The sequence below is a fragment of the Shewanella phaeophyticola genome (assembly GCF_025398315.1).
GTDB classification, from domain to species: domain Bacteria; phylum Pseudomonadota; class Gammaproteobacteria; order Enterobacterales; family Shewanellaceae; genus Shewanella; species Shewanella phaeophyticola.
The window spans coordinates 794,575-813,978 of the sequence record NZ_JAODOQ010000001.1 but is presented as its reverse complement, the minus strand read 5'-3'; the positions used below and the strand labels follow the sequence as shown (position 1 = coordinate 813,978).

Annotated in this window: 16 protein-coding genes and 4 pseudogenes; 6 read left to right on the top strand and 14 right to left on the bottom strand. The window is 39.6% G+C overall.

Going from position 1 to position 19,404, the window contains the following annotated elements; genetic code table 11:
• The first annotated feature begins 519 nt into the window (after positions 1-519).
• Positions 520-1,077: a DUF3187 family protein gene (locus N4T56_RS03860; RefSeq protein ID WP_261732294.1), complete on the top strand. Its 558-nt coding sequence runs from the start codon at positions 520-522 to the stop codon at positions 1,075-1,077.
• Positions 1,055-1,372: a DUF3187 family protein gene (locus tag N4T56_RS03855; RefSeq protein WP_261732293.1), complete on the top strand. Its 318-nt coding sequence runs from the start codon at positions 1,055-1,057 to the stop codon at positions 1,370-1,372. Before N4T56_RS03860 ends, N4T56_RS03855 begins: the two co-directional genes overlap by 23 nt.
• Positions 1,373-1,404: 32 nt before the next feature.
• Here N4T56_RS03855 and N4T56_RS03850 read toward each other — a convergent pair whose 3' ends face one another.
• The 5 genes and pseudogenes from N4T56_RS03850 to N4T56_RS22910 form a co-directional block, all read right to left on the bottom strand.
• On the bottom strand, positions 1,405-2,364 hold the full coding sequence (locus N4T56_RS03850) for a diguanylate cyclase (protein ID WP_261732292.1): 960 nt from the start codon (positions 2,362-2,364) through the stop codon (positions 1,405-1,407).
• A 3-nt stretch (positions 2,365-2,367) separates the two neighbouring features.
• Positions 2,368-3,414 (bottom strand): response regulator, encoded by a 1,047-nt coding sequence (locus tag N4T56_RS03845; RefSeq protein WP_261732291.1) that lies wholly within the window; start codon positions 3,412-3,414, stop codon positions 2,368-2,370.
• Positions 3,395-5,071 (bottom strand): ATP-binding protein, encoded by a 1,677-nt coding sequence (locus N4T56_RS03840; RefSeq protein ID WP_261732290.1) that lies wholly within the window; start codon positions 5,069-5,071, stop codon positions 3,395-3,397. Before N4T56_RS03840 ends, N4T56_RS03845 begins: the two co-directional genes overlap by 20 nt.
• A complete protein-coding gene (locus N4T56_RS22915; protein ID WP_449329054.1) occupies positions 5,014-5,472 on the bottom strand; it encodes a PAS domain S-box protein in 459 nt (152 codons plus the stop codon). Before N4T56_RS22915 ends, N4T56_RS03840 begins: the two co-directional genes overlap by 58 nt.
• A pseudogene (locus N4T56_RS22910) lies at positions 5,461-6,993 on the bottom strand (CHASE domain-containing protein); the annotation flags it as partial. The gene N4T56_RS22915 and the pseudogene N4T56_RS22910, both read right to left, overlap by 12 nt.
• A 687-nt stretch (positions 6,994-7,680) precedes the next feature.
• Between N4T56_RS22910 and N4T56_RS22655 the strand changes: the two are divergent.
• The 4 genes and pseudogenes from N4T56_RS22655 to N4T56_RS03815 form a co-directional block, all read left to right on the top strand.
• Positions 7,681-7,794 (top strand): annotated as a pseudogene (locus tag N4T56_RS22655) (TetR/AcrR family transcriptional regulator); the annotation flags it as partial.
• Between the two features lie 57 nt (positions 7,795-7,851).
• Positions 7,852-8,199 (top strand): hypothetical protein, encoded by a 348-nt coding sequence (locus N4T56_RS03825; RefSeq protein WP_261732289.1) that lies wholly within the window; start codon positions 7,852-7,854, stop codon positions 8,197-8,199.
• Positions 8,200-8,452: 253 nt separating this feature from the next.
• On the top strand, positions 8,453-8,803 hold the full coding sequence (locus N4T56_RS03820) for a hypothetical protein (protein ID WP_261732288.1): 351 nt from the start codon (positions 8,453-8,455) through the stop codon (positions 8,801-8,803).
• Positions 8,766-9,500, top strand: coding sequence for a GGDEF domain-containing protein (locus tag N4T56_RS03815; protein ID WP_261732287.1), 735 nt, complete (start codon positions 8,766-8,768; stop codon positions 9,498-9,500). The genes N4T56_RS03820 and N4T56_RS03815 overlap by 38 nt, the downstream gene beginning before the upstream one ends.
• Before the next feature lie 103 nt (positions 9,501-9,603).
• Here the strand turns inward: N4T56_RS03815 and N4T56_RS03810 are convergent.
• The 9 genes and pseudogenes from N4T56_RS03810 to N4T56_RS03770 all read right to left on the bottom strand — a co-directional run.
• Positions 9,604-9,906 (bottom strand): annotated as a pseudogene (locus tag N4T56_RS03810) (transposase); the annotation flags it as partial.
• A gap of 237 nt (positions 9,907-10,143) precedes the next feature.
• Positions 10,144-10,839, bottom strand: a complete 696-nt coding sequence (locus N4T56_RS03805; protein ID WP_261732286.1) for a hypothetical protein — start codon at positions 10,837-10,839, stop codon at positions 10,144-10,146.
• A complete protein-coding gene (locus tag N4T56_RS03800; RefSeq protein WP_261732285.1) occupies positions 10,836-11,933 on the bottom strand; it encodes a zinc ribbon domain-containing protein in 1,098 nt (365 codons plus the stop codon). The genes N4T56_RS03805 and N4T56_RS03800 overlap by 4 nt, the downstream gene beginning before the upstream one ends.
• A 181-nt stretch (positions 11,934-12,114) precedes the next feature.
• On the bottom strand, positions 12,115-12,954 hold the full coding sequence (locus N4T56_RS03795; RefSeq protein ID WP_261732284.1) for a hypothetical protein: 840 nt from the start codon (positions 12,952-12,954) through the stop codon (positions 12,115-12,117).
• A complete protein-coding gene (locus tag N4T56_RS03790; protein ID WP_261732283.1) occupies positions 12,954-14,564 on the bottom strand; it encodes a hypothetical protein in 1,611 nt (536 codons plus the stop codon). Before N4T56_RS03790 ends, N4T56_RS03795 begins: the two co-directional genes overlap by 1 nt.
• A gap of 23 nt (positions 14,565-14,587) precedes the next feature.
• A complete protein-coding gene (locus tag N4T56_RS03785; protein ID WP_261732282.1) occupies positions 14,588-14,944 on the bottom strand; it encodes a hypothetical protein in 357 nt (118 codons plus the stop codon).
• Positions 14,941-16,095, bottom strand: a complete 1,155-nt coding sequence (locus N4T56_RS03780; protein ID WP_261732281.1) for an OmpA family protein — start codon at positions 16,093-16,095, stop codon at positions 14,941-14,943. Before N4T56_RS03780 ends, N4T56_RS03785 begins: the two co-directional genes overlap by 4 nt.
• Positions 16,096-17,003: 908 nt before the next feature.
• The gene (locus N4T56_RS03775) at positions 17,004-17,699 is read right to left on the bottom strand and encodes a hypothetical protein (RefSeq protein ID WP_261732280.1); all 696 of its coding nucleotides are present in this window, start codon (positions 17,697-17,699) and stop codon (positions 17,004-17,006) included.
• A 326-nt stretch (positions 17,700-18,025) separates the two neighbouring features.
• Positions 18,026-18,767 (bottom strand): annotated as a pseudogene (locus tag N4T56_RS03770) (alpha/beta hydrolase family protein); the annotation flags it as partial.
• Positions 18,768-19,404: the final 637 nt, after the last annotated feature.

The following is a 19,404-nucleotide window of genomic DNA, read 5'->3' as shown; positions in this document are numbered from 1 at the left end:
AATACAATCCATTATAAATTCCATTTATAAGTATTTCGTCCATTTCAAATCGTCACAGTATCAATAATATAAGTGAACGCAAAAGAACTGTGCGGATGACAAAACTTATAGCTTGTTTTTAAGCCACAATCAATAATTTACAATATCTAAGTGATATTTACATACGATGTAATTAGATCCATCGAACAAATTAACATCAGCAATTATGTGATTGAGTTAATGCTTGATATAATTAATCGGAATATTTAGTTCATTTTTAAACGTTCAAATTTATATTGTACGCAATCATAATGTGCCGTTTAATTTTGCTGACTTTTACCCGTGACAATATAGCTTCACTTAATCAATAACAGTGTTAAAGCTGGACAAGATTTCACGTAATTAAATGAGAGAGATGATGTCAATAAAAGCCTATTTGTTAGTTACACTTTCAGGTTTAGCAGTCGTTCCTGCGGTTCAAGCTCAGATGGTAGACTTTGACGATTACGGCTACCATTAAGGGTTTATGCTCAATCCCCTATGCAATCAATAAACCACACACCACTATTGCGCTCAGGATTTTCATTACCCAATGGCCAGAAAGAATGGTATATCACGGCCAATATCGGGAGCATGTGGTCTGAGTCAGATGTACTGCTGGCTGATTACTATCAAAATACGGTCACGGGTGGCGTTAAATGGCAGATGTCTGATGCGCTAATGCTCGATGTCAATTACCGATGGGGATTTAGTGCAGATAACCATTTAGATTCACTGACGATGTGGTTTCATGACGCTTTTGGGTTTGATCAAAATGGTCGTCAAGATCAAGCCAAGCATCAAAACCAAATTCGGTCAGATGAATATGATATTCACATTGATGATTTAAGCGGGGAAACCCTCGAAAACGCCTTAACGGCATACTTAGGTTACCAGTTAGTACAAAGTGATCATCATGGATTATCTGTTGGCGCGAGTCTCTATTTCAAAGCTGTCGATAGTGACTCATTTGCTGAAGATTCGTTTGCGCAAAGCATTCAAATAAACTACAGCTACAAAAATGGCTCCACATCATGTGAACTCAAGCTTGGGAGTTAGCTTTATTGAAGACACCGAGTCAATATCAACCAATAGTTATGACGACCGTTTCACCACGATTGCAATTGGCTATGAATATCGCAGTGGACGCCACGGTTGGTTAGCAGAAATACACAGATATGCAGGGTTGGTAAGCTGGGATGAAAACTTCTCAGATGCGTCTCATGAAGCTTTACTCGGCTACCGTTACTACTTAAACACCAGTGCGATTGAATTCACTCTGGTTGAGAACTTTGCAAACATGGATAACAGTGCAGATATTGCCTATACACTAGGTTATCGCCATAAATTTTAATCACAGGGCAATATTTTACCCTGTGATAACCACTAAACCGTGGCTAACTCTGCCGTTGAAACTTGTGCACCGAGTACTCTGTTTCTGCCACGTTTTTTTGCTAAATAAAGTTGTTTGTCAGCCGCCTCAATAAGCATATTTGCCGTCACGTCACGAGTAGGCACTATCGTCGCAACCCCCGCACTAATGGTGACATAACTCGATACTTGTGAGCTTTCATGGGCTATTTTAAGTGACACAATACTGTCAACAATTTGTTGAGCCACATAAGTCCCACCAACCAAATCGGTATTAGGCAAAATACACACAAACTCTTCTCCGCCGAAGCGGGCAACGAAATCGTAGGGACGGTTAACCGTATCATGAATTTTTTGTGCCACTTGCCGTAAGCAAGCATCACCTTCGGTATGGCCGTAGGTATCATTAAATGACTTAAAGAAATCAATATCTAATAAAATCATCGTTACGGGTTGTTGCTCACGGCAACATTGTAGCCAGGTAACGGGCAACACCTGTTCAAAGTTACGTCGGTTTGCAACCCCCGTTAATCCATCTAGCAACGCAATAGAGCGTAATAAATCAGACTGTGATTTCAACTTAATCTGATTTTTAACTCGCGCTTTGGTAATAACAGGGTTTATTGGTTTGTGAATAAAATCAACCGCACCAAGCTTAAAACCTTTCACCTCTTTATCTTCATCAAAGTGACCCGAAATGAAAATTACCGCTATATCCTGAGTATTAGGATCATTTTTTAAATGCGCGCACACATCAAAACCATTTAAAACAGGCATTTCAATGTCTAATAACACAAGATCTGGCTTCACTTTGTTACACATATCTATGGCTTGATGACCATCGCGAGCCATGTATATATCATAGTCATCTTGTAATAGTTGATGTAAAATCTTGATGTTGACGACCTGATCATCAACAAGCAAAATCTTACATTTCTCAGGGGGAGCCCCCAAAACATACTCATCAATGAACACGCATTACTCCTTCATAATCGACGTTAAGGTATCAATAGCGTCTAAAAATTCCAATTGACTTACCTGGCTGCTTAACCTTAACCACTGCTTATCAACAGCAACATTGATCAACATACTTTCAAGATAGTCAATTGCATCAAGGTTCTGTTCTATTAATAATGCCATCAGTCTAACCTTTTTATCAGCGTCTATACTCTCTATCGGCAAATATTGTGATTTATCCACCTCATTTGTGGAAATGACCTCATCAGGAAACAAAGTATCTAACATATGCAAGCTATCGTTTATGTGTCGCTGTATTTGACTCAAATAATCACTAGCATCAACACTATCAGTATTTTTGATCGAACGCTCTAATTGTTCTGCAAAAGCAGCCAGTCTCTTTGCACCAATGTTACTTGCAGTGCCTTTTATGGTATGAGCAATAGTGCTGATGGCGTTGTTATCACCTTGCTCAAACGCTTGAGTAAGCAAAACGAATTGTTGAGACATTTCAATCGCAAAATGGTGTTTCACATCAATAAAAAAGGCTCTCTCGCCACCGAATCGACGCAATATTGACTCAGGATTTTCGAGTACATCATCTTTATGGGTATGAGAACCTGACAATAACCTCTGCTCCACTGGCTCTGATGTCGTTGGACCTCGGCCTAACAGCGCCAACATACAAGGCAGTAATAATGTCATGTCAATAGGTTTACCGATATGTTCGTTCATACCGGCTTCTAAACATAACGCTTTATCGGCTAAAGAAGCATTAGCCGTCATGGCTAAAATCGGTAAATCATTAAAACGGCCATCAGCACGGATAAGGCGCGTCGCTTCTAAACCGTCTATGTCAGGCATTTGCATATCCATAATCACAATATCAAATGACTTATCAGACTGTGTGACCCATTCAACCCCTTCAACACCACCTTTTGCGAGTGTCACCAACGCACCTTGCAAGCGCAATAACTCATCAATAACTTGGCGATTTAATTGGTTATCCTCAACAACCAACACCCTAACAGACTCTAATGCTAAATGTTCAATAGTGTGAGGATACAAGCGGTGTATACACCCCATTTATGGCTTGTTGTACCGCCTCAAGCATTAAATTAGCCGTAACAGGTTTAGATAACATGCTCACAAATGGTTGCTGACGATACTGTTTAGATTGTTTCAACACTTCCGAACCATAAGCGGTAAGCATGATGATTGCGGGGGCATCGCCCTCATCAAACATTTGTTGAATATACTGCGTTGTATCTAAGCCATTCATCCCTGGCATACGCCAATCCATAATAATCACATCATATTGATGGGTCGCATTGATGCTTTGCTCTATCAAATTAATAGCTTGCTTGCTGTTTCCTGCTTCATTTACGTAAGCCCCATGAGCAACTAAGGTTTTGGAGATAATTTTACGACTCATTTTACTGTCGTCAACAATCAGAATATTTTTACCCTGTAAGTCGATAGAAAACAAGGTATTGTTCATCTCGACAATGTTAAGAGTCAGCTCAAACCAAAAACGACTACCTTGACCTACATGGCTAGTTAATTGCAAATCAGAGCCCATTAGGTCAACCAAGCTTTTCGTAATGGCTAAACCCAAGCCTGTACCGCCGAATCGCCTTGAGGTGGACGACTCTGCTTGCATAAACCCTTGAAAAATTTTATTACTTTGCTCTTCAGATATACCAATACCCGTGTCAGATATCGACAAAGTCATGTTAACTTGATTTTGTTCAATCTTATGGCAAAGCACACTCACAATGACATGACCTTCAGAGGTGAATTTAATTGCATTACCGGCAAGGTTGAGCAACACCTGGCGCAAACGTTGTTCATCACCTTCAATGAGGTAGGGAATGGTTGGATCAAGGTCAAAAATAACTTCGATATTTTTATTATGCACATTCGTCGCGAGCATCACGGCTAATTCGCGCATTAAGGTTTCTAACTGAAAAGGATGTAAATCAAGCTCAAGCTTGCCCGCATCGATTTTGGAAAAGTCTAAAATATCATTGAGTAACCCCAACAACGACTTAGCGGCCATTTCTGCTTTGCTTACATAATCATGCTGCTGTCTCGTGAGGTCTGAATGCTGTACCAGCTGCAACATACCTAGCACCGCATTCATGGGGGTGCGGATCTCATGACTCATATTGGCTAAAAATTCAGATTTGGCGGCACTGGCCGCATCAGCAGCCTTTTTGGCTAAACGTAAAGTCTGCTCAAGCTCACGTTGCTCTGTGACATCACGGTTTATCCCCACCACACGAATTGCTTGGCCAGTTTTATCGTAACTCACCTGAGCACCCGCTTGTATATAGCGAATTTCATTGGTACTTGTCACAATTCTAAATGTGGGCTCATAGGTTGTTCGAGTGTCAATGGCATGCTGTAAAGCTAATTCTGCCATTTTGATATCATCAGGGTGCACTCGCTCACGCCAATGGCGGTAATATAAGCCTTGCTCTTTGAGCGAGATCGGATAATCGTATATAGCAAACATACGATCATTCCATTGCAACTCATCATTGATGACGTCGTAATTCCAGATGCCTAATTCAGCCACTTCAGCAGCCTTAACCAACTGGTTACTGGCTGAAACTAATTCTTCTTGTTGCTTAAGCATAGTGTCGATATTCACTGCGACACCTAAATAACCGACGAGCTCGCCATCGTCATTGCGCATAGCCGAAACTGAAATAGACACCTGACACTGCGAGAAATCCTTACGAATATAAGTCCAATTGCGGGTTTCTGGCCAACATTCCTTGCTTTATAGACAAACACATCAAATGAACCAATTTCTTCACCAAACTCTTCGCTTAACTCCTTAGCTCTTGCACGGATTTCAGCGGGTAAATGTAAAATGGCAGGACTGACTTTACCGACAATTTCAGCCGCGCTGTAACCAAGCAATAACTCAGCACCTCGGTTGAAAATAGTGATAATGCCATTATTGTCCGTTGAGATGATGGCTATTTCAGATGCTGCATCAAGTACGTTTGTTAACAATGACGTTAATTTATTATTTTCAATTTGGGCTTGTTTACGCTCGGTAATGTCGATCCTAAGAGCAATACAACGTTCTAATTCACCTTCGGAGCTCATGATGGGTGCAATAACCGTATCGAACCAAATAGGCTGACCTTGCTTATCAAGATTACACACTTCATTGTGCCAGGTTTTCCCTGCCGTGATGGTTAGCCACATTTGCCGCCAAAAAGCATCATCATGTTGATCTGACTTAATAATAGAATGTTTTTGGCCAATCATATGTTCACGAGAATAACCAGAAGCAATACAGAAATAGTCATTTACCGATAAAATCACCCCATCTTTGTCAGTTTCAGAATACAGTAATTGCTGGTTAATATTTTCAAGCAGAGTTTTGTTTTCAGACAAGGCTTTTGCCAGTGCTTGGGTTCGCTCACTGACTTTACGCTCTAGATTGGCATTTAAGCTTAAAATTTGTTTTTCAGCATTTTGCTTTGCAGTAATATCACGGATAGTTTGACTAACACCTACAATCACGCCGTATTCATTATAAATCGCTAAAGATGTCATGGTGGTTGATAACAACACATCACCTTTACGCTTATGAAAGCCAATATAATTAAGCAACGACTCACCATCTAACACTTTATCAAATAACGTCTGTTCAGTGTCGATACAATCATCAGGGGTAATAAACGCTTGTTTTTTTAAGCCTAGAACCTCTGCTTGAGTATAACCAAATATGGTTTCAGCGCCCTGGTTCCATCCCGTAATCATCCCATCACAATCATAGCTAATAATCGCATCAAGTGAGTGCTCTACAATATTGGCGCGTCGCTCATTGTCAGCTAATGTAATTTTTCTTTTGTTGGCGGTATAAGTGTAATAACCAATAAAAGCCCCTAATAATAAGCTAAAAATCAGTCCGTAAGAAAACACGATATTAGGTGATGTTAACTGTAAACCGCTAACAAAATTAGGGTAAGCAGCGAGCGTAATTTGCCACTTACGCCCAAACACTTCTCGCTCTACAGTAACATTATATTTTGATAATGGACTCGCATCATCTAAGTGTGTCTCGTAAAAAGCGACATGCTCATCAAAATGAGTAATATCTTTAATGATTAACTTTGTCGAATCTCGCGACAAAGGCAGTTCGTCAAAAACTTCGTTGGCCACTAAAGGAGCATAACTCCAACCAAATGCGTTGGCCTCTCTTAATTGAACAGTTGGAGGGGTATATCCTGTGCTATAAATTGGCATTAACACTAAAAATGCTTGTAAAGGACTCCCTGTAGCTTGCACTAAGGTAATAGAGCCAGTGAGCCTAACCTCACCAGTAAGATACGCATCTTTAGCAGCATGTTTACGGTTTTGCTCTGAAGCAATATCTAAACCTACCGCCGAGTAATTACGCTCTACAGGTTCAATATATTGAATCACATAACGTTCATCATCGTGTGAATTAAGCTGCCTAATATTAAAATTGAGTCAATCATCCGCCTTTGCTTGTGCTAAAAACTCAAACTCATCCGCCAGAGAAACACGCCGAATAAAACCAAACCCCCTAGCACCTGGGAACTCATTATCTAAATCACGTGTTTGGCTGTATTTGATGAATTTTGCACGCGACATCCCATCAACACCTTCTGTGAAGATAATCCCACGAGCACTGCGTAAGCCATATTGATAGAGTTGCAGACGATTAGTAATATTAGATGAAACTTGCTTACTGACATCATCTAGGGTTTTGTTTATATATTGCTCATTTTTATTTTTTACCCCTAAGGCAACACCAACACTAATGACTAAGCCAAAAGCGAACACTCCAATACCCAATTTAAGCGCATTTTTATAACTAGCAATTTTGGTCATGTTTATCATAAGTTAAAATAACATAGGTTAACTGTGGACGATAACCTAGGTTTTTACAAGCTAGGCATTGAAAAACATAATGTTTTTAATACACAACCCAACTTAATGTTAGGTTGTTACACCGATTAAACACGCAATAGAAACAGGCTTCGGTTAAATTAAATTCCTCAAGACACTGAGTTAAGCCACACGATAGGTAAGCATGTCCGTCAAGCAAAGCATATTAACAACACCCTTTATTAAGCATGATAATGACTTTTATTTTACGGTTAACCCTAAACAACTTTATTTAACATGCATTAATACTCATCATGTTAACGTGATACATAGGCATATTTTGAACAGTTATTCCAATAATGGTACCATTTAGCCATAGCACATGGGGCAAGATCGAGGCAGTAAAATGGCAAAAAAAATTATCAGCGAGAAGACGTATTAGATAACGTTATTCGTTTATTTTGGCAACAAGGTTATGCGGCATCGAGTATCCAGCAGATCACTAAGGCCACAGGATTAAAACCAGGCAGTATTTATCATGAGTTCGAAAATAAAGAGAAGCTGTTTCAAGAAGCATTAGCCCGCTATGCCGCGTTTTCAATTGATTCAATTCACCAAAAAATGGCAAATACTTCTAACGTCAATGAGGGCATCAAGCAAATATTGACCAATTTAGTCGAGCAGTCAAAATCTTGTGATTACTGTGGTTGCTTTTTGATCAAAACCCAACTTGAATTGGCTTCACAAGGTAATACTTTATACCAATTTGCATCAGCACAATTAGCCAGTATAGAAGAAATTTATGCCGATTACCTCAGTCGCCTTTATAACATTGAACAAGCTAAAGCTTATGCCGCGCAATTGATGACGGTTATTTTTGGTATTCGCACCTACGGTTACCAGGCGGATTCTGCCAATACCATCACTCAAACAATTAATGCCCTTCTACCTTGGTTAAATGAGCATTAATAATGTATTAAATGCTCATTATCACCTTATCAACATGACTTTCAGGTCAACGACAATCTAAACAATTTCTCAATTGAACATATTAGTCATCTACTTTATTTGTTAGCCATACCAATTACAGGCAAATTACGTTGGCTAAATTGTCATTTTATGGCAACCTGAACATACAATAAATGGTTTTTTACTATTTCAGTAATGACTTAATTCATTTCTATTTCGACTTTGAGTTCAACAATACTTAAAGGATTAACCATTGCGTGCATTAATCAAACAACACAAAAACAGCACCGGCGAGCAACAACAAGCTTGGGTCGTTGCTTTGTTTTCGTTGGTTGGTATGTCCATTACTTTTTTGATGGGATTACTCAGCTTATTTGGCCATAACACCATGCTCTCTGTTGTGTTGTTTGTCGCCAGCACAATCTATTTAATCGCGTTTTTTTCTGTCAATAAACTCGAGCTTAAAATCGGCTCAACACTGGTCATTTACTCACTATATTTATTGATGTTTTACTTAGTCTTTAGCGGTGGAGTTGAACACACCGTAGCCTTTATGGATTTTCATCGTGGCTCCAGTGTCGGTATATGTATTAGGGCTTCGTAATGGCTTAATAAACCTGTTAATTTTTTTAACGGTTATCTGCATCATCATCTTTTTACCACAACACATCATTCAACATGCGCAATACAGTAACAGTTACACCCTACGACTGATCTTATCGTTTTTAACCATGTCATTTTTATCAGCCCTGTATGAATACTCCAGAATGCAATCATACAAAAATGCACTTGAGCTCAGCAGACAATACCAAGATCTTGCCATGCGTGATCCGCTCACAAAATTAGCTAACAGGCGAAATGCCGCAACCATTCTAGAACAAGAAAAATCAAGATTGCAGCGTAACAATGAGCCGCTATCGGTATTATTGTGCGATTTAGACCACTTTAAATTAGTTAACGACAAATACGGCCACAATGGTGGAGACATGGTGCTGACTGAGTTATCAACCCTCTTTAAAGAACAAGTTCGACAACAAGATTGTGTCGCTCGCTGGGGCGGCGAAGAGTTTTTGATTATTCTGCCGCAAACATCCGCAGAACAAGCCAACATTATTGCAGAAAAAATCCGCAGCAGCGTTGAGCAACATACGGTTAATTTCTTATCACAACAAATTAATGTCACCATTAGTATCGGTATTTCACAACTGAGTGAAGATCAAAGTATCGACGAGCTAATCAATACTGCCGACAAATGTTTGTATCAAGCAAAAACCTTAGGCCGAAATAGAGTGCACCCTTAACCATTGCATCAAAAAACTTGTTCTAATATCAATCCTTATTAGAATATGAACTATTTTAGGCTGCGTCATTAGGGTCTATTGATCTTTGCTGTACACATTTTATTCAACAATACATCGGCAGCCACATTATAGTAAACGACAGTGATACCATACTGGCGTAATTTCTTGCTAACTTATCATATCTTGTTGATATTACTCGGAAGTGCTTTATCCTCGCGAAAACATTCTCAACCAAATGTCGATACTTGTAGAGACACCAATCCATGCTTTCTTTGTCGATATCTTGCCCATAATTTCGCTTCGGTATAACGGTTTTGCCACCTTTAGAATTGACATATGCCCTTAAAGCATCGCTGTCATAGCCTTTATCAGCGATAAATACGTTGACCTCCTTAAGGTGGTCAACACCACATCAAGAGCAACGCAGGAGCAGTTGCCGAGAACGACGATGTCTTCAAAAGGCTGCCTCGAATACCTCCTGATCATTTTGCTAAAAGAGCAAATTCTAATGCGGATTGTATAAAATAACCACTCACGAAGAAAAAGACGCAAGCAGCGAATAGCGATATTGAACAACCAATAAAAAAACGCTCAAAGCATTCACTATGAGCGTTTTTTTATTGTTATTGAAAACCCGGTAGATTTACAGTTTTAAGAAAGGCTCTCGTGTATTTTGACACTGTCGTAACGTGTCATATAACGAACCTAGCGCCAATATGCGCCGCTTCTTATTACTACGAATAAATGTCGACTTTATGATAATTAATAATACAAACACACAGGCTAAAAGCACTAGCGGAGAGTAGTTTATAGGAATATGTAACATGTCAGTCAATCTAAATAGTGGATAAACCACTGTGATTGGAACAACAGAAGAAATAGCATTCATAACAACATCAAAATATGCAGAGCACGCACAAGCTAATATTAACAGCATAAAAATAATCATCTTACTTTTCGTTGAGCTTCTGATCCATTGCGTGGCGGTTTCAGGATTTATCGTTTCATTTTTATTAATATTGTAATAAAACTCATCATAACCTTCATTGGTGCCCTGACCTACAACCTTACTGCTACCCAACAAGATCCAATCTCCAACGTCTGCAGAACCTAAAAGCGACTGAGGAGCCTTAAATGATTGCTCTTCCCCGTCAGGAGTTTCAATCATCAATTCGCCATAAATACGCGAGTTTCGTTGACGATGACTGGTTGTAGTGGTGTTGTATTCTGAGCTAATAGTGCTGCCATAACGGTCTTTATAATCTGTACGTGTTGTTCTAGAGCTAACATGAGTATCATCATTAACATCTGATTGGACGGTCTTATCAATGACTTTCACAAGTCGAGAGTAACTGCTAATTGTGCAGGGAAATTAGACACTAATACATGCTTGTGAATGTAATCACTCTCATTAGACATAATGAATGGATGGCACGTTTGCAGTATTTTTTCTTGTCTTGTGATTCGCCTCGATGAGGGTACAGGTTCAATTGAACGACTACCAGCCTCTGTTAACGAATGAGTCATATCCTGCCCGTTAGATGTAACGCTCGCAGCAGAAACTAATTCATCAACCATATCGTTGGCTTGCAATGCACCACAAGATGAGCAATATCGGTGTTGACTATCGTTAAGGGCATCACAATGAGGGCAAAACACATCGTCTTTTTTGGCTTTTCGAGCTCGTTGTTCATAACCCATATCATCTATTGACACACCTAATATACGTTTGGTGGTTTTCTTGATTTCAGCTAACCTAGCAGTCTCTGCCTCAAAAACTTTTGTGCGGTGACTACTCCAAATAGATCCAATAATGATGGTGACGATTACAGTTAATAGTGCCCCTAATTTGAAAGGGTATACTTCAAAATAAAGCCCTGCAAAACCTACTATGCAACAAAAGATAAAAGCATTGAAAAAAATGTTTGCTTTAGAAAAACCATCAACACGATAACCAGGCTCACGGATAGACTCTTGACCACTATCTCGGTGAAAAACAACAACGGGAGCTAGCTCATTATGAGTCACAGTTTTAGCATCATCTTTATCGGCTAATGGATGATTTGCACTGTAGTTGGTTGGCATTAAAATAGTAATAATGTCATCCTTTGCTACTCTATCCAGAGAACTATCTTCAGAACTAATGCTGATTGTTTTTTGCTCTCCGTTCTCGTTATTAAGCGTTAAAAACCAGTATGAATAGTACAATGTTTCACTATGGCTTCCGCGGGATTTATAACGACGTTTATAATGATGCGTTTTTTCTACCCAGCCAGTATAAATTGTTGCATCAGGGCAATGTACTTTCAAATCATCAATCATATCTGGGTGTAATGCGATTACTGACTTTATCGTGACAAGGTTTTCAATGTTATCCCCACAATCAGGGCAAAAATGATCTTCAATAGTCAATGCTGTCGTGCAATGTTTCATTCAATAATCCTTTACTCTAAGCTATGTTTTTAATTGTTTGTACAAACATCAAGAGGATAAATTTAATGATGACGCTATTAGATAAACTACTTGATTATTAATAGGTTCAATAAGTGCAATACGTGAATAGTTCAAATCAAACCACCTGCGAAGCTGTGCTTCACAGGTAGCAGAACTTGTATTACATATCGACCATTAAAACGGGTTGCCCAAAAGCTTTTAACTTAGCATTAGATTGATCAAAGTATTGGCTCCAAAACTGCTTTAGAGGCAGCATTTTATCTCCGCCACGATACCCTTTTGTATCCGATGTAATCCAGCCGGCGCCAAGTACATAGATATCGGCCTGATTAAAGTTACTTAGCATATTTGCTTTAGTCACTTTGGCAATTTCTTGCTCTGGTGCAATCGTTTTCAGGGAGTTACTAGCATAAAAGCTGGTAACATCCGAATTTTCAACCATGTCTGACACTAATAACAATAAGCGGCGACCATCATTGTCAGCAGCAATGATCGGTGCAATGACTTGTGATAAATTTGACAATATTTCGGTTTTTGGCACATTAACATCATCTTTTTTAAACGACGAAATGATGCTTGAATCTACTCTGCGCTTAACATAAGCCCCTTGTTGACTCATACAATGATCAAATTTTCTCAATAGCTTTTTCGAGACATCATCACGATTTGCAATGTCTGTATCTAATTTACCGGTGAACAAGATATTGGTATAAAAATCTTCAACATAGGCACTAAAATTAATGATGGTAACTTTATCGCCAGGCTGTAAAAAAAGATGCACTTTTTGATGCACGAGCTTTTTAATATTGATATCAGGAGAAAATGTGCCATCAATTGCTACAAATAAGTGGCGTTGAGGCACAGAAGAAGCCGTTTTAGGATCCACTCGAGCATAGTCATAACAGCTTTTAATATCATTTCGTTCCGCGGCAAAACAAAGCTGAGTTGATGCTATTAATAATGCGCAACATAACCCTATTTTGGTTATATCCAATGCCATTAGCTCATCTCCTGCATCAATTCTTTACGTAACCGTTCACGCATTTGTTCTTCTGTTTCAACGGTTTTTTCGGCTTTACTTTTCGCGATTTCAGCAAGCAACTCTTCACGAATTCGTGCTTCGGCCTCTGCTGGGGTTTCTGCAACGGTCTTTGAGTCAACAACTTGTTTTGCAACCGTTTCTGGCACGGTTGCCGTTTCTAATTCAGTGGCAATCGGTTCAGAAGGTGCGTGTGTTGCTGCCGGTACCGGTTGAGCACTCGTTGCTAATGCCTTATTGTCAATTTGAGTTTGGTGCTCTCTTCGACGCGTTGATTGGTCAAACTTGGTTTCAGCAGCTCCAAGCTCTTCCATATACGTTAAAAATGAGCGATCACCACAGGCTTCTAATACGTGCAACACCTTAGGATCTTGACAGTTGGTTTCGGCACGTTGATTCATTTTCTGTTGTAGGTTAGTCAGTCTTTTTTGTGCAATACGGGCAACCTGTTGCTTCAAACGTGAGTAATGAGCTTTAAATTCTCGTTCACTCTTAAAAGGATCAATTTCTTTACGTGCATCACTTGAATGCTTACCCGAAAATCCTGTTTTAAATCCGATTAAAATACCGAAAATTTGCAATAGCACAAATAAGAACGCAAGGAAGATAAATGTCCCCCAGCCGCCTTTTTTCTCACGATCCCACGCGTCTTCATCACCTTTAGCATCCGTCTCTTGCTTGTCTTGTAATAAGATAGCCGGAACAGGTTCTGCATATGGGTCTTGTTCTTGATACATAGATGAACTTGTGTCAATCATCACTGTTTCAATATGTTCTTTTTCTAATACTTGGCCACGAACATATGTAGCAAGCACCGCAATAACAATAATTGCAACCGCTGTAATAATCGTCACTAAATAACGAGGTTTCACTTCTGCATTTGTCGAGATACGATTAATTAACTGCTTATATTGTGGCTCATCATCATCTTCAAATGTTTTGTCTAAGTTAATCCGGTTATTTGGTGCAAGTTCTGGTGTATTACGATCTCTATTTTTGGCGTTTTTCCACCATACTTTCGCTTTTTTGATCAATGAATTGCCGTGAAGTTCATGTCCGGTAAAGTGAGTTAAGCCCACCAGCAATACAGAAATAATAAAGGCGATACCGAGGGCTCCTTGCTTTTGCATGGATTCAGATGCACCAGGAATGGTAAAACCAGAAAGAACATAGCTGAACCCCATCGCCTCAACAAATACCAGCGACGCAATCAAGATCCAACCAATCGCATGCAAGTTATTACGTCCATTTTCAGTCACTTTACCAAGGTAATCTTGGCTTTTCGCAAATAGTTCTTCGTCTTTATTCACTTTTTCATAATGGCTGGCAAAATCAGCACACAGTGACACTTCACTGTTTAACCATGATTTATTGTAAACTTTTACAGGCGTCTCATAATCTTTTGATAAACGATTCTCTTTACCTATCAAAGGTAATGAGTAATACACATTAAGCCACCAGAAGCTGACTTTATCCCACCAAATGGTGACCATGACAATTAACGACAAGGTCGTTAGCAGTACAGATATCAATACTCGGTATTCATTAAACAAGGTTGCTAAAAAATCCATTTATACTCCATAAAAATTAATTATTATAACAATTTAGGCTCAAAGTTCGCTTCATAAACTGTTTTGTTTTTTTCATAATATAATTTGCCTGAAATCGCTTTTGCCGTTTGATCAATTGGCATAACGATATCCATGCAACGTACTGGAGCATTGCTGTCTCTAGAGAACACGCGGTATAACAAGCCTGTTTCACCATAATACGTTTCAATAGAACTACTCACTTGGTAAGTCGGCGACTCTTGTGTTTTAGCACTGTCAAAATCTTTCCAAATTTTAATGTCAGGATTGGCAACCGCGGTGCCGCTATTACTGACAACCGCGACCGGTGTTAAGCCTATATAATGCCCATTAACCTTCTCAACCCATACGGTGCCATTCATACCAGGCAGATAGTCTGCGGTATTATAATCACTCTTTTGGTAACGCTTGCCTGTAGCCAAACTTTTGATTTCACCGTCAACTCGTGGGCCTCAGCTACGCAGTTTAAGCTCGATATTTCTGATGCATACGCTTTGCTAAACAAAGCAAAACTGTCCTGTTTTCGCTCACCCACTAATTGTGCAAAATCCGATTCTATTCGCGTCATTGCAGTGCCACCAAAATCGACGCTGGCTATTTTACGCGTAACAGGTTTAATTAACTTTTTAACCTCAGCTTTAGATACTTTCGCTAAGTCAACCTCTGGAGAGTGTGATACAGAACTGACACGTGTAGAGGTTTTGGCCGTTGCAACAACCGACTTAACTTTGTCTTGTGAACGACGAGATAAATACGCTAGATTGGATTTTTGTTTTGACGAATAGGCAAGTAATTGCTCTGGCTCACCAACAATCTCAATGACTTCAACTCGGCGATTTTGAGCTTTACCAGCTTGAGTGCTGTTGGCCGAAATAGGTTGGCTTTCTCCAGCACCTTGGAAAAATAATCGCTCTGATGCAATTCCAGCCTCACTGAATATTTGGGCTACGTATCGTGCTCGTTGCTCACTTAAATGTTGATTCAGTTCTTCACTACCACTGGAATCGGTATGGCCAGTGATCAAAATATTTGCCGATGAATCTTTATAGATTTCTGACAATTTTTGAAACTGTACTTTGGCTTTATTGGTTGCAATAGCAGAACCAGAAACAAACATCGTATTATCGTTACTTGAAATAGTCGCTGCCATGCCTACATCTTGGTAGTCAGCATACTTTTCTGCATCTTCGTCTGTAACAGAGCTGTTTGCAGTGTTAATGAATATACTGTTCGGAGAGTCAGTTGAAGTGCTTGTACTGATGGAAGCATATTGGATATTAAGATTTTCTGCTTTAGCTAATGCTTCCAATGCTTCACGTTTCTTCTGCGCGTCATAACCAATTGTGCAACCTATAGCTGCGCCTGCGGCTGCACCATACGCGATGCCATCTTTACCTGCGATATAGTTACCAAGCAAAGCTCCTATACCTGTACCAATTGCACAACCAATCAACGTTTCTTTATTTTTTTTCAGAGGGTCAGTTGAGACACAACTCGTTAGCGAAAAAATCACAGCTACTGCTATCGCTATAGGTTTTATTTTTATGTCATGCCTTAACAATACATGCTCCAGAAGAATACTTTAGTATGATTAAATATTGTTAACAATTAGAAAGATTCTTGACTAAAAAGTCAATAAATAAAAGGCTTTAGTTTGAAATGGATCTATCCAAAGCTATATTTTTTTATTCAAGAAAGAGTAATTACTCTAAATATTAACCTCAAAAAAAGGGGGAGTAACGACGGTATTCCGAATCTCGCTGGATATGATCACAAAACAGCACAACAAGGTGAGCTATACAGCAAAATACCTCAGCGCAAGTATGATCTTAATGCTAGATGGAAAAATCCACATTGATTGTCGGTAGGCGATATCAGCAAGATGTATAGCAGGTGAATACCATTTCCATTAATTATGTGACCAATCAGAGTCGCTCAGACTGTTCAGTTTGAGGCGCATTGTTGAAATAATGGTTATTCCCTTTTAAGGCAATGCAACAAAGAAATGGACTGTCTGAGCGTCTCCTGCAAGGCGGGTTTCTGTGCCTTCTATGCTGCTTAATAGGATTTTGACGTACGACTGCATGGATGCAGGAGGTAGAGCAACGCAGGAGCAGTTGCCGAGAGCAACTATGCCTACAATCCTATTACTTGCCTAGAAGACACAGAACTCCCGCTGAATGACCAGATAATTGCTGGAATTGGTATAAATGAAGATGGCATTAGCCTTTAAGGGGTTGGATATTTAATTGTGTAAATCGACTTTATAACGTATTCAAAATTGAATCGAATCGATAGAAAATGCGCTATAACTTGCCGCTTAAAACCTTGTGAAAAAGATTAGTTGCTTAACTCAACGATAACACGCTTAATTCTCGCCATAACCATCTGAAATAGTTAACTATAAATAGTTATTCATATTCAATACTTTATGTTTAATTTTGCATATTTCATTAATGCACGGATTAAAGGGGCACTATGGTTTTTATCTTTATTGATTGCAACTTGTGTTGAAAGCTTTTTATATTTGAGGATTTCATCTACGACTTGTTTTGGAGTGTAGTCATACCTAATTGATAAGTTGACTAACATATCACTATCAAATTTAACAGATTGCTCCATTGCAGCATTAATGGCACGAACGCCTTGAATCTTTAATGCGATTTTACGCTTGCGGGTGTTAATTAAACTTTCTTTCACGCGGCGTTTATGTGTTTTGAACGTATCCGGTGATTTTAAAGATTTTATATCGCTGATAATTATTTCAATAGGAAATGGCAAAGAGGAAGTGAGATAGTGAAGTAAATCTGCTGCATTCAAACCACGTTTTAAGTATAAAATATAGACTATCTTATCCCTGCGACATAATACCTCTGGATCGATGATTTCAAGCTCAACACTCACCTCGGAAAAATCCGTCGCCTCATTTGGCTCATCAAGTTGGTCAGTAATGACAATATTTGACAGCCCCTGAGTTACCGTTTGCTCTGCTAGCTCGTCATTTTCCGTTACTGGCTCTGGTACTATCGCATGCATATCCTGGTAGTTATTAAAGCTCCTAGATACACCTTTAGTTGCCATTTTTTTGTCATCTGCATTGTGTTTTTGATTCGTCATAATAAACACTTAAGTTAGATTTTTTGGAAAATAAAAACATAATTATCATAGCTTTAAATAGAATTACGTTATTCGCACATAAATAAGCATACATTTAATAGGCATAAAGTGAGTGACCTCTATCTTTGATATTATAGCCAAGATTAACATCAATTCTAAATGCTAGGTGTATGTTTAATACCAATACCGCTTTTACCGTGTCATTCTTTTACCGTAATAATACATATATGACATTCTGCATTAAAGTTAGTAACACAATCTCAAGCGAATAGAAACATAACAGCCCCGACATTACGGAGCTGCTATGAGAAAACTAAGGTTAACGACTACTTGTCAGTTGTCTCAGGGTACAGGTTATTCCACCACTGAGGTTCGTCTTTGAGTTTCATATCAAACCAGGCCATGGTGGTGTTCCACCAATCAAAGCGTGCTTGGCGAGTATTGATGTGATGGTCTTGATCATTAAACTCCACCAGCTCCACCTCTTTACCCAACAACTTAAGCGCGGTGTACATGTAATGGCTTTCGCCCACCGGCACATTGGTATCGGCATTACCGTGAATGAGTAATAACGGCGTAGTAACTTTATCGGCATGATAAAGCGGGCTCTGTTCGACATAAAGCTCAGGATTATTCCACGGAAAACTGCCTCGACTCGCCACACCAGAATACCCATAACCCCACCAGCCATGTCCCCAATATGATGACAAATTACTGATCCCCGCATGTGACATCGACGCGGCAAAAATATCGGTTTGTGTGGCCAAATACATGGTCATAAAGCCGCCATAAGACGCGCCCATGTTGCCCACGCGTGTTGCATCAACATAACTGTGGGCATTCAAAAAAGCTTTAGTGCCTTCAATAATGTCATCTGCGCTGTATTTGCCCCATGCATTTACATGACGTCCACTAAAGGCTTGGCCGTAACCGGTTGCACCATTAGGTTGCAATACATACACCACATACCCTTGCGCGGCTTCATAAATTAAATGGCCAGCGCCCAGTAAAGTGACGCCCAACCGGTGACGTGCCGCCATAGTAGTACACCAATGCAGGGTACTTTTTGTTGGCATCAAAATCTGCTGGTAAATACACGCGGCCATCGATGTTATGGCCATGTTTGTTGGTAAAATCAAAATCTTCAATCTTGCCGAATTGCGTATCGGCATAACGTTGCTTTTGGCTGTCGAATAACACCTTTTTACGGCTTGAATTAAGCGACATGCTGTAAGCTTTTTGTGGCGCAGTTGCCGAGGTGCCTGCAACAACTAACAGAGGCGTTGATTTCTTGGTCGTCACACTAAAACCATCAACCATATCCACACCAGTATCGATGCGGTTAAATCGTTTTTTGCGCTTATCAAATACATAAAGCGGTGAGCGGTCGCCCTCAGTCACTTTAAGCAATAAATCATCATTTTCAAGCTTGGTCATGCTGCCAATGGCTGGGTCAAAGTCTTTGCTTAATGCTGTGACATTGCCTTTATCATCCCGCCAATATAACTGGCCATCATAATCATTGACTTCAATATTGGGGTTTTGCATGCCAGCGCCATTCATAAAGCGCGGATCGGCAGTGATATACATGCCATCATCAGCATATAAAGCACCGCTGAAGCTGCGGTATTCACCTATCATGGTTTCACTTAAATCCGCGACATTAAGTTCGAGTAGCTGAGTGATACTATGGGCAGGAGCTTTG

Coding starts and splice junctions, on each gene's coding strand:
- N4T56_RS22915 (WP_449329054.1), bottom strand. CDS start 5,472: ATGAGCTCCGAAGGTGAATTAGAACGTTGTATTGCTCTTAGGATCGAC.
- N4T56_RS03825 (WP_261732289.1), top strand. CDS start 7,852: ATGGCAAATACTTCTAACGTCAATGAGGGCATCAAGCAAATATTGACC.
- N4T56_RS03795 (WP_261732284.1), bottom strand. CDS start 12,954: ATGGCATTGGATATAACCAAAATAGGGTTATGTTGCGCATTATTAATA.
- N4T56_RS03860 (WP_261732294.1), top strand. CDS start 520: ATGCAATCAATAAACCACACACCACTATTGCGCTCAGGATTTTCATTA.
- N4T56_RS03775 (WP_261732280.1), bottom strand. CDS start 17,699: ATGACGAATCAAAAACACAATGCAGATGACAAAAAAATGGCAACTAAA.
- N4T56_RS03790 (WP_261732283.1), bottom strand. CDS start 14,564: ATGGATTTTTTAGCAACCTTGTTTAATGAATACCGAGTATTGATATCT.
- N4T56_RS03785 (WP_261732282.1), bottom strand. CDS start 14,944: ATGAATGGCACCGTATGGGTTGAGAAGGTTAATGGGCATTATATAGGC.
- N4T56_RS03800 (WP_261732285.1), bottom strand. CDS start 11,933: ATGAAACATTGCACGACAGCATTGACTATTGAAGATCATTTTTGCCCT.